Genomic DNA, 14,203 nt, shown 5'->3' with positions numbered 1-14,203 from the left:
CGGTCGCGGGTGGCCGCGCGAGGGGAATCGATGCGCTGGTCAGGGGCGAGACGGGCTCGGATTCGCCAGACGGGGGTGGAGGCGGCGGCGACAGGGCGGCCGTGCCGGCGAGAAGGCGCAGGGCGCGGGTGAGCAGGGCGGCGGCGCCGTCGGCGCGCAGGCGGGCAGCGGGGTCCTTGGTGAGCAGGCCCGCGATCACCGGGGCGAGCGGGCCCACGTCGCGGGTCGGCTCCGGCAGGTCGTACAGGACCGCGTGCAGCGAGGCGAGCAGGGAGTCCCGGTGGAACGGGGCGGCGCCGTCCGCCGCGTAGAACAGGGTCGCGCCAAGGGCGAACAGGTCGGCGGTGAGCGTCGCCGGGCCGCCGCGCAGCCGTTCGGGGGCCATGTAGGCGGGTGTGCCGCTGGGCAGGCCGCCCTCGCCCGGCTGGTGGGTCAGGGTCGAGTCGGCGGCCGAGGCCGCGATCCCGAAGTCGGTGAGCAGCACCCGGCCGTCATGCGCGAGCAGGATGTTGGACGGCTTGACGTCGCGGTGGACCACGCCGAGCCGCTGCCCGGCGACCAGCGCGTCCAGCACGGCGAGCCCGATCTGGGCGACCTGGGCGAGCGGGCGCGGCCCGTCACGCGCGACCGCCTCCTGCAGGGAGCTGGCCGCCACGGCCTCCATGACGATCCACGGCGCGCCGTCATCGACGACAGCGTCGTGGACGGTGACCACGTGCGGGTTCGCCCGCAGCTGCGCGGCGCTGCGTGCCTCACGCAACGCCTGCGCCACCCAGGCGCCGGTCGAGGCCTCCCAGCCGTCCGCGCTCCCGCCGTCAGCGCTGTCTGGGCCGGCGCCCTCGCCGTCGCCGGCCCTGGCACCGTCGGGATCGGCGAACGCGAACGGCGGCCGGATCTCCTTGACCGCGACGTCCACGTCGAGCAGCGCGTCGCGGGCGAGCCACACGGCCCCCATCGCGCCGACGCCGATGAGCTCCACCAGCCGGTACCGACCGGCGATCAGCCGCCCGGCGGCCCCCGCCGAACCGGCGCCCTCCGGCGGGCCGACAGGCCGGATGCGCCCGGCGCTGGCCTCGGCCTCGCTCCCCATCCCTCCGCCCGTCGATCCGCTCGCACGCAACGCACGGGCCGTGGCCCAGGTTGAGCGAAGCGTAGCGGCTCAGACCGGCCGGTTCTGGGACAACGCCGAATCCCGGCGCCGCTGACGGCCGGCGCCCGTAGCCATCGCCGGTACCGCCCGCGAGAGCGGTCAGGACGCGGTGGAGGACCCCCGGAGCTTGGCGAGGGCCTCCGCGAGGATCGCCTCGCCGTCCTTCTCGTTACGCCGCTCCCGGACGTAGGCCAGGTGGGTCTTGTACGGCTCGATCTTGGGCGGCGCGGGGGTGTTGTCCCGGTCCTGGCCCGCCGGATAGCCACAGCTCGGGCAGTCCCACGTGTCGGGGACCGCGGCGTCCGCGGCGAACGACGGGCGTGTCTCGTGCTGGTTCGCGCACCAGAAGGACACCCGCTGCCGCGCAGCCGTCTCTCCCCGCTCGGCCTCTCCCATTGGTCCCGCCCCGACCCGGCTCCCCCGGATGGCGTTGCCACCTGCCACGGCCCGCGTACTCCTTCTGTTCAGTGCCAGTCACGTCAGCGCCAGCCAAGGTGGTCAGTACCAGCCGGGCCGGTCCCGGCGCCGGCCCGGCGAACCGGCACCAGCCACGTTAGACGTCGGACCAGGTATAACCCGGTTCGCTATGGGGCGAGTGTAGGACGCGGGGACCACCACGTGACGCACCGGGGGATTCCGCGCCCCACGGACGCCCAAGAGACCGCCTTATGCCGGCCCCAGAGAGACACCTGTCGGGTCGCCGGTGCCGAGCGACGGGACGAGGGTGAACGACAGCACCGAGGAGCTGTGCATCCGCGGCTCGGCTACCACGGCCAGCGGGATGACGGCGACGTCGCGCAGCACCGTCGCCTCCAGGTCGGCCCACGCCCCGGCGCGCAGCGTCTCGGTGCCGGCCCGCAGGGCCACGCCCATGGTCGCGAGGACATCCCTGGTGTCGTAGCCGCCGTCGACGGGGCGCTGGCCGACCCAGTTCGGGTCGAGCAGCGGCTGGAACACGGTCCGCCCGGCGTCGCCGAACCACAGCGGGGTGAGGGTCGTCAGCGCCAGGTCCCAGGTCTGGGCCAGCGGGCTGACCGCGGCGGCCGCGAAGTCCGCCGCGGCGCGCGCCTGGACGTCCAGCTTCACGCCCGCCTTGGCGAACGTCTCGGCCAGGGCGGAGGCGACGGCGGCGTCCCGCGGGCTGTCGGAGGTGAGCAGTGTCAGCGTGCTCACGGGCGCACCCGGCGCGTTGGCGAGCCCCTGCCCGCACCGGGTGGCGTCGCCGGCGCCGGACGGGGTCGGGAAAGGGTCCAGCGGGCTGTAGCCGGTCATCGTCGGCTGCAGCAGCTGCGTCGCGGCCGTGGCGAACGGCGGGCCGCCGAGGGCCTTGACGACCGAGATCCGGTCGATGCACGTCGCGAGCGTCTCCCGGACGGTCAGGTCGTCGAGGGCGGCGGCGGGTCCGTGCCGGGCGACGGCGAGCAGCATCGTCGACCCGGTCGTCGGGACCGACAGCCGAGGGTCGCCCGCCTGGAGCAGGGCCGCGGCCCTGTCCAGCGGGACGGCGGCATCCAGCGTCATGTCCGCGTCGCCGGCCTCGATCTGCGCCTGCGCGGTCGCCGGGTCCACCCCGGTGTGGATCCTGATGTGGTCCGGCCCCTCCGTCGCCCGGCGGATGAAGTCGCTGTGGGAGTTCCATTCCTCGTTGCGCGAGAGCATGTACGTTCCGCCGGTGCTGCCGGTGATCCGGTACGGGCCGTCGGACACCAGGTTGGCCAGGTAGTCGGGCGAGTTCGGCAGGTAGTCGAGCGCCTCGTAGGGCACCGGCGCCGCCGCCGGCAGCGCGAGCACCTCGACGAAGTCGTTGACGGGCTCGATCAGGTGGAACGCGATGTCCGTGTCGTTGATCACCTGGATGCCGGCCGGCGACTCGCCTTCGATGAAGTCCTTCACCTGGTCAATCGGCTTGGTGAACAGCGCCGTGCAGTAGTCGGTGAACCCGACGATGGTCGCCGCGAAGTAGCCGCGCAGCGGTGACGGGGTCGGCGGAGCACACAGCCGCTTGATCCCGCGGGCCACGTCGGGCGCTATGACCCGGCGCGGCACCGGGGTGTCCCAGCGGGCCGCCGAACTCAGCCGCACCCGGATCACCTTGCCGTTGTCGCTGACCTGCGGCGCGCCGGCCGCCAGGTCAGGACGCGGTATGACGGTCTTGTCGATGTCCGGGTCGGGAGGGTAGGCATACAGCGTGCGGCTCACCAGCCGGGCGAGCACCTGGTCGGCGGTCGTCACGGCCCAGCCTGGGTCGCCGCTGGGCATGGCGGACGTCACCAGCTCCAGGGTGCCGCCCGGTTTGCCGGTCGCCTGGGCGACGGCGGACGGGCTCGCCGAAGCCGTGGGGACCGGCCCGTCGGACGAGCCCGCGCAGCCGGCGAGCACAGTGACGACGGCTAGCGCCGCGGCCAGTCCGGAGACGAGACGAAGCGCCGGCCGACGCAGCGCGTGGCCGGCGGCGCGACGCGGGCTCAACTCTTCAGCAGCAGGCCGAGCCCGATGATCGCGATGATCCACACCGTCCCGACGGCGATCGTCAGCCGGTCGAGGTTCTTCTCGACCACCGACGAGCCACCGAGCGACGACGAGACCCCACCGCCGAACAGCGTCGACAGACCGCCGCCCTTCGCCCGGTGCAACAGCACCAGCATCACGAGCATCACACTCGTGATGATCACGACGATGGACAGCCCGATCTCCATCTAGACCAGCTCCCGCTCCTCGGGGAAGTGGCAGGCGACCTGGTGACCCGGCTGGATCTCCACCAGAGGTGGCTCCACGGTCCTGCACACCTCCTCGGCCTTCCAGCAACGTGGGTTGAACCGGCACGCGGCGGGCGGGTTGAGCGGGGTCGGTGGGTCACCCCGCAGCAGGATCCGCTCCCGCCGGTGTTGCTTCGCCGGGTCCGGCACCGGGACGGCCGACAGCAGGGCATGGGTGTACGGGTGCAACGGATGCTCGTACATACCGGCCCGATCGGCCATCTCGACGATCGTGCCAAGGTACATCACGGCGACCCGGTCACTGATGTGGCGCACCACCGACAGGTCGTGGGCGATGAACATGTACGTCAGACCGAGCTCGGACTGCAGGTCGCCCAACAGGTTGACGACCTGGGCACGCACCGAGACGTCGAGCGCGGAGACCGGCTCGTCGGCGATCACGAGCTTGGGATGGGTGGCGAGCGCCCGCGCGATGCCGATGCGCTGCCGTTGTCCGCCGGAGAACTCGTGTGGGTAGCGGTTGAGGTGCTCGGGGGACAGGCCGACGAGCTCCAGCAGGTCCCGGACGCGGGCCTTGAGGGCGTCCCCGGACAGGTCGCCGACGATCTTCAGCGGCGCGGAGACGATCGACCCGACGGTGTGCCGCGGGTTCAGCGACGTGTACGGGTCCTGGAAGATCATCTGGATGTCGCGTCGCAGCGGCCGCATCGTTCTGGCGGACAGGTGGGTGATGTCCCGCCCGTCGAACTCGACCTTGCCGCCGGTCGGCTCCAGCAGCCGGGCGATCGCCCGGCCGGTGGTGCTCTTGCCGCTGCCGCTCTCCCCCACCAGCCCCAGCGTCTCGCCGCGGCGGATCGCGAAGTTCAGCCCGTCGACGGCGCGCACCGCACCGATCTTGCGCGCGACCAGCGCGCCCTGGGTGACCGGGAAGTGGACCTGGAGATCGGTGACCCGCAGCAGCGCGTCGCCGGACGCCGCGGTGGTGACCGCCGCGAGCTTCTCCATCGGGACCGGATCGGGCTTGTCCATGACCACCGGCGCCGCCGGCGACGTGGACGGCGCGGGCGGCGCGGCGCCCTTCAGGAAGGCATCGGCGCCCACCGGCGCGGCTCCGCCCGTGGACGCGGGGCCTGTCGAGTCGTGGCTGTTCACAGGCTCGGTGCCACCTCCTCACGGAAGATCCGGACACGGGCCTCGACCGGCAGGTGACAGGCCACCCGGTGGCCAGGCGCCACCGTCTCCAGCGTAGGCCGCTCGGTGCGCGTCGCAGGGCCGGCGAGGTTGGCGTACTGGCAGCGGGGGTGGAACGGGCAGCCGTCCGGCACGGCGATGAGGCTCGGCGGGTTGCCCGGCACAGCGCGCAGCCGGTCGGAACGGGTCCGGTCGAGCCGGGTGATCGACGAGAGCAGGCCCCAGGTGTAGGGGTGCTGCGGCGCGCTGAAGATCTCCTGTACCGGGCCGTGCTCGACGGCGTTGCCGGCGTACATCACCAGCACCTCGTCGGCGATCTCGGCGACCACGCCGAGGTCGTGGGTGATGATGATGATCGCCGAGTTGAACTCCTTCTGCAGGTCGTTCAGCAGGTCGAGGATCTGGGCCTGGACCGTGACGTCGAGCGCCGTCGTCGGTTCGTCGGCGATGAGCAGCGACGGGTCGCAGGACAGGGCCATCGCGATCATGGCGCGCTGGCGCATGCCGCCGGAGAACTCGTGCGGGTAGCTGTCGACCCGGCGGGCCGCGGACGGGATGCCGACCCGGTCCAGCAGCTCGATGGCTCTCTTCTTCGCCACCTTCTTGGAGACGTCGTGATGCACCCGGTACGCCTCGATGATCTGGTCACCGATCTTGAAGTACGGGTGCATGGCCGACAGCGGGTCCTGGAAGATCATCGCCATCTGCCGGCCGCGCAGCGACCGGACCCGCTCGGGCGACGCGGTCACCAGGTTCTCGCCGTCGAGCCAGATCTCACCGGCCACGGTGGTACGCCGGCCGCGCTGCAGGCCCATGAGGGCGAGGCTGGCCGCGCTCTTGCCCGAGCCGGACTCCCCGACGATGCCCAGGGTCCGGCCACGCTCCAGGCCGAACGACAGGCCGTTGACGGCGCGCACGTCGCCGTCGTCGGTGCCGAACGTCACCCGCAGGTCGCGTACGTCGAGGTAGTGCCGGTCCACCAGGGCGGCCGCGGTGCCCGCGGCGGCCGACGGCTCGGGCCGCGCGGTCATCTCACTCCCCCGTTCAGTCGTGGGTTGCTCCGGGCCGTGACTCGTGCGAGCTCGACGATCATGTTGGGCGTACCCGCGGGTCGACGACCGCGTAGAAGACATCGACGAGGATGTTGGCCAGGACCACGAAACCCGCCGCGAAGATGGTGACCCCGAGGATCGTCGGCAGGTCCCCGGTCGAGATCGCCTCGATGGATGTCTTCCCGAGCCCCCGGAAGCCGAAGGTGGTCTCCGTCAGCACCGCGCCGCCGAGCAGCGAGCCGAGGTCGAGGCCGAAGATGGTGACCACGGGGGTCAGCGCGGAGCGCAGGGCGTGCTTGCCGACGACCGTGCGCTCCGGAAGGCCCTTGGCCCGGGCGGTCCGGATGTAGTCCTCGCCGAGTACGTCCAGCATGCTCGCCCGGGTCAGCCGGGCGTACATCGCGGAGTACAGGAAGGCGAGCACGATCCACGCGGGCAGCAGGTTGCGCGCCCAGAGCAAGGGATTGTCCAGGAACGCCACATAGTGGATGTTCGGGAAAATCCGCCACTGGTAGCTGACCAGTAGCAACAGGACAAGGCCGGTGAAGTAGACCGGCAACGAGACGGCGCCGAGCGCGACGGTCATCGCCGCCCGGTCGACGACCGAGCCGCGGCGAAGCGCCGAGAGGATGCCGATGCCGACGCCGATGAGCAGGAACAGCACGGCGGCACCCAGCGCCAGGGAGATGGTGACCGGCAGCGCCCTGGTGATCTCCTGCCAGACCGGCTCGCTGTTCTTGAACGAGTAGCCGAAGCAGGGCGGCGGGCACCAGGTCTTGTCCGGCCCGGCGTCGAAGTGCCGGCCGGTGAAGATCCCCGCGAGGAAGTGCCAGTACTGCACGACGATCGGCTGGTCGAGGCCCAGCTTCTTCGTCACACCGGCGACGGCCGCCTCGCTCGGGGACCGGCCCGCGAACAGGATCGCTGGATTCGAGCCCAGCACCTTCGGTACCAGGAAGAACAGCAGGAACGTGATGACGCTGATGAGCCAGAGGATCACGATCCCGCCGAGCACCCGGCGGATGACGAATCCGGCCATGTCTGGTGGTCTCCGCTTCTGTCAGCGTCTCGGGGGCCTTGCGTCGCCGCGTGGGCCCGGCCGCCGGGTGGACGTGAGCCCACCCGGCGGCCGGGTCTACGGCGTGTTTCTCTTCTCTCGGACCAGCGACCGCCGGCCTTTGGTTACCGCACCACGCCCAGCGCGGCGAAGTTGGCCATGTTGTAACCGGGCGAGAACTGGATGTTCGTGATCCGGTCGCTGTACAGGTTCATCGCCTTGTCGTAGATCAGCGGGACGTAGGCGCCGGACTGCACGACAGCCTTGTCGACCGAGGTCCACGCGGCCTGCGCGGCGCCGTCATCGGTGGCGGCGAGGCCGTCGTCGATGCCCTTGTTCACGGTCGGGTCGTTGAGCTCGGCGTAGTTGCTGTTGCCCTGGGGAAGGATCTTCCGGCCGTCAACGATGGAGCTGAAGAAGCCGTAGGCCGAGGGCCAGTCCGGGCCCCACCCGGTGATGTGCAGGCCGTAGCCCTTCTCCTGCACGTTCTTCGGGATGCCGATCACGGCCGAGAAGTACTGCGAGGAGTCGAACTTCTCCACCGAGGCGTTGATGCCGATCTTCTTCAGGTCCGCCTGGAGCGCGGTCGCCTGGTTGACCTCGAGCGGCCGGTTGCTCCGGACGGTGATCTTCGTGGAGAACCCGTTCGGCTGGCCGCAGGCCTTCAGCTCGTCCTTGGCCTTGGTGAGGTCACCCGCGTTGTTCGGCGTCGGGAGGATGTCGAACGGCGCGTAGTAGGCGACGGTTGGCGGGAGCATCGTCGTCGCGGGCTGACCGGCCGTCGGGCCACCGCGCGCGGCGACCTGGCCCTGCTTGTTGACCGCGTACGCGACCGCGAGGCGGCAGTGGACGTTGTCGAACGGCTTCACCGTGGTGGCGACGCTCAGGTAACGCAGGAAGCCGGTGAGGTCGACCGTCGTGCGGGCCTTGCGCAGCGTGGGGTCGGCCAGGAGCTGGGTCCGCGCCGCGGTGTCCACGCCCGTCTGGTCGAGGAAGATGTCGGCGTCACCGGACATCAGCCGGTTGTCGATCTCGGCCGACTCAAGACCCATGGTGATCACGATCTTGTCCGGCAGCGCCTTGTTGATGTCGTCGGTCGACTGGTCCCACTGGTCGTTGCGGACCAGGGTCAGCGACTGGTTCGGCACGTACTTGTCGAACTTGTACGGGCCGGACGCCACCGGGTGCGACGTGTACTTGTCACCGGTGTCCTTCGCCTGCGGCACCGGCGAGGCCCCGGGCTGGGCCATGATGTAGTTCCAGTCCGTGAACGCCTTCGTCAGGTGGAAGACCAGAGTGCTGTCGTCCGGCGTCTCAACGGAGGTCAGGCCGAGCTTGTCGGGGGTGGTGTCCTTGTATGGGCCCTCGTACGCGGGGTCGGTCTGCAGGTAGTCGATCAGGAACGTCGGGCCGCCGTTGATGATGTCCTGGGCGAAGAAACGCTCGATGCCGTACTTGATGTCCTTGGACGTGATCGGGGTCCCGTCCTCGAACTTGATGCCGCTCTTGAGCTTGTAGGTCCAGGTCTTCCCGCCGTCGGGTGACGTCGGGACCTCGGTCGCGAGGTCCGGCACGAGCTTGGCCGAGTTCGGCTTGGTCTCGTAGGTCAGCAGCGTACGGGCGATCCAGCGCTGCTGGTCCCAGCAGGACGCGTAGTAGGTCCGCGCCGGGTCCCACGAGTCGCAGTCACCGGCCGACAGCGCGTTCAGCGTGCCGCCCTTCTTGTCCGACGCGTAGAACAACTGGTCCGTCGTCGTCGGCAGGCCGGCGGCGGCGGGGGCGCTGCTCCCACCGGTGGTGCCGTTGTCGTCGCCGCCGCTGCCGCAGGCAGCGAGGACCAGGCCGGCGGCCGCGACGAGCACGCCGGTCCTGATCCAGACCGAGTGTTTCCTCATCCGGTTCCCCTCTTCTTGTGCGGTGCTGCCCCGGGATGGGCCGAGGACTGCCCGTGCGTGCCAAGCCCGGCCCGCGTCGTTGCGGGCGGATCCGGCCGAACGGCGGTGCGGCGGGTCTCGCCGCCACGCCAGGTGTGGTGGTGTGGTCGACTCCGGCACGAGGTTGGTCACTGCAGGCGGGCTGTCAGCCGCCGCCTCGGGGGTCGAAGGCGTCCCGCAGCGCGTCACCGAGCAGGTTGAAAGCCAGCACGGTGAGGAAAATCGCCACGCCCGGCACGACCATGAAGGTCGGGTCGACCCTGAACAGCCCGCCCGCGGCGGTCGAGAGCATGTCGCCCCAGGACGAGGTCGGCGGCTTCACGCCCACGCCCAGGTAGGACAGCGCGGCCTCGAAGAGGATGTTCGTGGGGATCAGCAGGGTGGTGTAGACGAGGATCGGCGCGACCAGGTTCGGCAGCAGCTCCTGCATCATGATCCGGATCGACCCGGCGCCGGTCCCACGCGCGGCCGCGACGAAGTCCTTCTCCTTGAGCGAGAGCACCTGGCCCCGGACGATCCGGCCGATGTACGGCCAGCTGAAGAACCCGATGATGAACACCAGGATGAACAGGCGCAGCGTGTTGCCGTTCAGTCCGAAGGCACTGTCCGGAATCACCGCGACGATGGCTATCGCGAACAGCAGCAGCGGGAAGGCGAGCAGCAGGTCCATCAGCCGGGCAATCAGGCCGCCGATCCAGCCGCCCACGTAGCCGGAGATCAGGCCCATCACGGTGCCGAGGACGACGGAGAGCAGGGTCGCCAGCGACGCGACCAGCAGCGAGATGCGAGCGCCGTAGACGACCCGGGCGAAGACGTCGCGCCCGCTGAGCGGCTCGACACCAAAGGGGTGATGGGAGCTCATGCCGCCGAACGACCCCGCGGGAAGGGCCGTGTTCGGGTCGAGCAGGCCGTAGTTCGGCTCGTCCGGATTCACTCCGACGATCGACGTCAGCACGGGCGCGAAGATGGCGACGAGCACGACGAGGATGACGAAGGCGGCGCTGGCCAGGGCGACCTTGTCCTTGCGCAGCCGCGACCACGCGATCCGCCAGAGCGACCGGCCAGCGACCGGCTTGACCGCCGGCGGTCCGGGCGTCAGATTCGTCGGCTCCAGTTGCACCGGCACCGCCACAAACCACCTCCGGAGCAGGCGAAATAAACGTTTCCGCCCAAAGCAAGAAAGTCAACGCACGGTAGCGTTGCCGGGGCGCGCTGGATAGCGGATGTTATGAAGTGCTGAGGAAACGTTTCCCATTTGCCATACGATGACCTTTATGTAACGTCTGCGTTACGAAGGGGAGAACTGCTGGCGCCGCCGACGTGTCGGCGCAACCCCCCGACCAGCACAGCCGTAACAGAACACACCGCGACGGATCGCAACCGCGACGACCCGCCACGGCCACCGGCCCGCCACGGCGAGCGAAATTGCCACGGCGACCGGGACCAGCCGCCGCGGAGCACGGCCTCAGCAGCCCACCAGCCCAATACACAACGGAAGACCAACGTCACACCGGCGGCGCGCCGACGACCGAGCCCGGCCGCCTCAGCGGCCGTCCAGGAGCAGAAGCCGCCGCACAGCTACACAGCACGGGGCCCGGCAGCTAGACAGCACAGGGCCCGGGCCGCTGGTCGCGGCCCGGGCCCTGTGGCGTCGGTGCTGGGTTGGTTCGTCTGGCCGTCGGCCTAGGCCGGCGGCCCGCTGCGGACAATTGCGGTGAACTCCTCGGCCACCAGGCTCGCGCCGCCGACCAGACCGCCGTCGACGTCCGGCATGGTGAACAGCTCGGCGGCGTTCGCCGCCTTGACCGAGCCGCCGTAGAGCACCCGGATCCCGGCGGCGATCACCGGCGTGAACAGCTCGGCGAGCCGCCCGCGGATGGCAGCGCACATGTCCTGCGCGTCCTGCGCCGAGGCCGTCCGGCCGGTGCCGATCGCCCATACCGGCTCGTAGGCGATGACGATCGTCTCCGCCTGCTTCGGCGTCACGCCGGCGAGCGACCCGTCCAGCTGCGCCAGGCAGTGCTCGACGTGGGCGCCGGCCACCCGGACGTCCTCGTGCTCACCGATGCACACGATCGGCGTCAGCCCGTTCCGGTAGGCGGCGCCGGCCTTCGCGGCGACCACCGCGTCCGTCTCGTGGTGGTCGGTGCGGCGCTCCGAGTGCCCGACGATCACATACGTGCAGCCGATCTTGGCCAGCATCGGCCCGCTGACGTCGCCGGTGTGCGCGCCGGAGTCGAACGGTGAGAGGTCCTGGGCGCCGTAGCCGACCGCCAGCTTGTCCCCGTCGATCGTGGTCTGCACGCTGCGCAGGTCGATGAACGGCGGGAAGAGGACCGTCTCGACCCGGTCCAGCTCGTCGGGCTTGAGGTCGTAGGCGACCTTCTGGACGAGCGCGATCGCCTCGAGGTGGTTCAGGTTCATCTTCCAGTTGCCCGCGACGAGCGTGCGGCGGCCGGTGCCCTTCGGCTTCGGGCTACCGGCCGGCTTGCCACCCGAGCGTCCCAACGGAGGAGGAGTCATGGGGCTCAGACCTCCAGGGCCGCGAGGCCGGGCAGGGACTTGCCCTCCAGGAACTCCAGGCTCGCGCCGCCACCGGTCGAGATGTGGCTGAACGACGCCTCGGGGATACCGAGCGTGCGCACCGCCGCGGCGGAGTCGCCGCCGCCGACGACCGTGAAGCCGTCCCGCGCGGCGATGGCCTCGGCGACGCCCTTCGTGCCGGCGGCGAACGGCGCCAGCTCGAAGACACCCATCGGCCCGTTCCAGAAGATCGTCTGTGCGCCCTCGAGCCTGCCGGCGAACAGCTCCGTCGACTCGGGGCCGATGTCGAGCCCCAGCCAGCCGTCGCGGATGCCGGTCACCGGCACCACGTCGGTCGCGGCGTCCGCGGCGAACCGGTCGGCGATGACGACGTCCCGCGGCAGCACGATCCGCTCGCCGCCCTCGGCGAGCAGGTTCTTGCAGGTGTCGATCATCTCGGCCTCGAGCAGCGACGCGCCGACACCGTGGCCCTGGGCCGCCAGGAACGTGAAGCACATGCCGCCCCCGATGAGCAGGGCGTCGACCTTCGGCAGCAGCGCCCGGATCACGCCCAGCTTGTCGGACACCTTCGACCCGCCGAGCACCACCACGTACGGCCGGCCGGCGTCGCCGCCGGCCAGCCCGCGCAGCACCGACAGCTCGGCGAGCACCAGCCCGCCGGCCGCGTGCGGCAGCCGCTTCGGCACGTCGGCGACGCTCGCGTGGGCCCGGTGCACGGCGCCGAACGCGTCGCCGACGTAGAACTCGGCGAGCGCGGCCAGCTCGTCGGCGAACGCGGCGCGCGCGGCGGCGTCCTTGCTGGTCTCCCCCGGGCTGAAGCGCAGGTTGTCCAGCAGGGCCACCTCGCCGTCCCCGAGCCCGGCGACGACCTCCGCGGCCGCCGAGCCCGCGATGTCGGCGGTGCCGTCGCCGGTGAAGGCGACCGGCCGGCCGAGCGCCTCGGCGAGCCGGGCCGCGACCGGGGCGAGCGAGTACCTCTCGTCGTACTCACCCTTGGGCCGGCCCAGGTGGGAGCAGACCACCACGCGGGCGCCGCGCTCGGCGAGCGTCCTGATGGTGGGCACGCTGGCCAGCACCCGGCCGTCGTCGGTGATCCGCGGGGTGTCGCCGGACCTGTCGAGCGGCACGTTCAGGTCGCTGCGGACCAGCACCCGGTGCCCGGCGACCTGCAGGTCGTCGATCGTCCTCACGCTTGGCGTCTCCTATTGCTTGTGGCTAGGTCCCGCTTCGACGTCACGTCGCGCCGCCGGTCGCCTCTTGTGGCTAGGTCCTGCTTCCACGTCGCGTCGCGCTGCCTGTTGCGTTTGCTGCCGCACTGGCTTGGCCTTGTCTGACAGGCCCGGCCCAACGGGGGTCTGCCTGCCGGCCCCGTCGCACGGCCGGCGACAAGAACGGCCCAAAGGACGAGCCGCCCGGTGCCGGGGGCACCGGGCGGCTCGTCACAGCGGTTCTCTGCCTTCGACTGGCGGGGCTAGCCCAGGCGGCTGGCGACCAGGGCGGTGAGGTCGACGAGGCGGTTCGAGTAGCCCCACTCGTTGTCGTACCAGCCGACGACCTTCACGAAGGTGCCCGTGGACATGGTCAGCAGCGAGTCGAAGGTGCACGACGCCGGCGTGCCGACGATGTCCGACGACACGATCGGGTCCTCGGTGTAGACGAGGTAGCCCTTCAGCGGGCCGTCGGCCGCCGCCTGGTAGGCCGCGTTGATCTCGTCCTTGCTGGCCGGCCTCGCCAGGTTGACCACCAGGTCGGTGACCGAGCCGTCCAGCACCGGCACCCGCATCGCGATGCCGTCCAGCTTGCCCTTGAGCTTCGGCAACGCCAGCGCCGTCGCCTTGGCCGCGCCGGTGGTGGTCGGGATGATGTTCTGCGCGGCCGCGCGGGCCCGGCGCAGGTCGCTGTGCGGGAAGTCCAGGATCACCTGGTCGTTCGTGTAGGCGTGGATCGTGGTCATCAGGCCGTTCTCGATGCCGAACGCCTCGTCGAGGACCTTTGCCAGCGGCGCCACGCAGTTCGTCGTGCAGCTCGCGTTCGACAGCACGTGGTGGCTGGCCGGGTCGTAGGCGTCGTCGTTCACGCCCATGACGACAGTCAGGTCCTCGCCCTTGGCCGGGGCGGAGATGATGACCTTCTTCGCGCCCGCCTCGAGGTGCTTCGCGGCCGACGCGCGGTCGGTGAACCGGCCGGTCGACTCGATGACGATGTCGACGCCCAGCTCGCCCCAGGGCAGCGCCGCCGGGTCCCGCTCGGCCAGCACCTTGATGGTGGCGTCGCCGACCTCGATGCCGCCGTCGACTGCCCTGACCGTCTCGGACAGCGTGCCCAGGGTTGTGTCGTACTTCAGCAGGTGGGCCAGGGTCTTGCTGTCGGTGAGGTCGTTGACCGCGACGACCTCGAGCCCACCCTGCTTGCTCGCCGCCAGCGCTCGCCAGAAGTTCCGGCCGATCCGACCGAAACCGTTGACCCCTACTCGCGTAGCCACGTCCGCGGACTCCCTACCGTCGTGCCGCCGTCATGTTCCGTTGCCGCCACAGAGCCTAACGACTTTGCGCCGCCGG

The 14,203-nt window shown here is 70.9% G+C and carries 12 protein-coding genes; all 12 read right to left on the bottom strand.

What is annotated here, in order from left to right; translation table 11 throughout:
• Positions 1 to 1,090: serine/threonine-protein kinase (locus BCD48_RS33345; protein WP_131804147.1), on the bottom strand; the 1,090-nt coding region annotated here is incomplete at its 3' end.
• Positions 1,091 to 1,249: 159 nt separating this feature from the next.
• Positions 1,250 to 1,594 (bottom strand): RNA polymerase-binding protein RbpA, encoded by a 345-nt coding sequence (locus BCD48_RS33340; RefSeq protein ID WP_083419580.1) that lies wholly within the window; start codon positions 1,592 to 1,594, stop codon positions 1,250 to 1,252.
• Positions 1,595 to 1,816: 222 nt separating this feature from the next.
• Positions 1,817 to 3,619: an ABC transporter substrate-binding protein gene (locus tag BCD48_RS33335; protein WP_241842190.1), complete on the bottom strand. Its 1,803-nt coding sequence runs from the start codon at positions 3,617 to 3,619 to the stop codon at positions 1,817 to 1,819.
• Entirely contained in the window at positions 3,616 to 3,846 is a 231-nt protein-coding gene (secG, locus tag BCD48_RS33330) for a preprotein translocase subunit SecG (RefSeq protein ID WP_071052355.1), read from the bottom strand. Before secG ends, BCD48_RS33335 begins: the two co-directional genes overlap by 4 nt.
• On the bottom strand, positions 3,847 to 4,968 hold the full coding sequence (locus BCD48_RS33325; protein WP_274536606.1) for an ABC transporter ATP-binding protein: 1,122 nt from the start codon (positions 4,966 to 4,968) through the stop codon (positions 3,847 to 3,849).
• A gap of 47 nt (positions 4,969 to 5,015) precedes the next feature.
• Positions 5,016 to 6,089, bottom strand: a complete 1,074-nt coding sequence (locus tag BCD48_RS33320) for an ABC transporter ATP-binding protein (RefSeq protein ID WP_071052354.1) — start codon at positions 6,087 to 6,089, stop codon at positions 5,016 to 5,018.
• Between the two features lie 58 nt (positions 6,090 to 6,147).
• Positions 6,148 to 7,149, bottom strand: a complete 1,002-nt coding sequence (locus BCD48_RS33315; protein WP_071052353.1) for an ABC transporter permease — start codon at positions 7,147 to 7,149, stop codon at positions 6,148 to 6,150.
• A gap of 143 nt (positions 7,150 to 7,292) precedes the next feature.
• Complete coding sequence (locus BCD48_RS33310) at positions 7,293 to 9,062, bottom strand: ABC transporter substrate-binding protein (protein WP_071052352.1); 1,770 nt, start codon at positions 9,060 to 9,062, stop codon at positions 7,293 to 7,295.
• A gap of 184 nt (positions 9,063 to 9,246) precedes the next feature.
• On the bottom strand, positions 9,247 to 10,227 hold the full coding sequence (locus BCD48_RS33305; protein WP_241842188.1) for an ABC transporter permease: 981 nt from the start codon (positions 10,225 to 10,227) through the stop codon (positions 9,247 to 9,249).
• Positions 10,228 to 10,784: 557 nt separating this feature from the next.
• Entirely contained in the window at positions 10,785 to 11,624 is an 840-nt protein-coding gene (tpiA, locus tag BCD48_RS33300) for a triose-phosphate isomerase (RefSeq protein WP_071052350.1), read from the bottom strand.
• Positions 11,625 to 11,629: 5 nt separating this feature from the next.
• Positions 11,630 to 12,835, bottom strand: coding sequence for a phosphoglycerate kinase (locus BCD48_RS33295; RefSeq protein WP_071052349.1), 1,206 nt, complete (start codon positions 12,833 to 12,835; stop codon positions 11,630 to 11,632).
• Between the two features lie 281 nt (positions 12,836 to 13,116).
• Positions 13,117 to 14,127, bottom strand: coding sequence for a type I glyceraldehyde-3-phosphate dehydrogenase (gap, locus tag BCD48_RS33290; protein ID WP_071052348.1), 1,011 nt, complete (start codon positions 14,125 to 14,127; stop codon positions 13,117 to 13,119).
• Positions 14,128 to 14,203 lie beyond the last annotated feature (76 nt).

It is taken from the genome of Pseudofrankia coriaricola, assembly GCF_001854805.1.
Taxonomy (GTDB): Bacteria; Actinomycetota; Actinomycetes; order Frankiales; family Frankiaceae; genus Pseudofrankia.
Note: the sequence above shows the minus strand (reverse complement) of the source record. Positions and strands in the feature narration are given on the sequence as shown.

Bases quoted from the DNA above. Each gene is read 5' to 3' on its own strand.
- secG (WP_071052355.1), bottom strand. From the start codon at position 3,846: ATGGAGATCGGGCTGTCCATCGTCGTGATCATCACGAGTGTGATGCTC.
- BCD48_RS33320 (WP_071052354.1), bottom strand. From the start codon at position 6,089: ATGACCGCGCGGCCCGAGCCGTCGGCCGCCGCGGGCACCGCGGCCGCC.
- BCD48_RS33315 (WP_071052353.1), bottom strand. From the start codon at position 7,149: ATGGCCGGATTCGTCATCCGCCGGGTGCTCGGCGGGATCGTGATCCTC.
- BCD48_RS33310 (WP_071052352.1), bottom strand. From the start codon at position 9,062: ATGAGGAAACACTCGGTCTGGATCAGGACCGGCGTGCTCGTCGCGGCC.
- tpiA (WP_071052350.1), bottom strand. From the start codon at position 11,624: ATGACTCCTCCTCCGTTGGGACGCTCGGGTGGCAAGCCGGCCGGTAGC.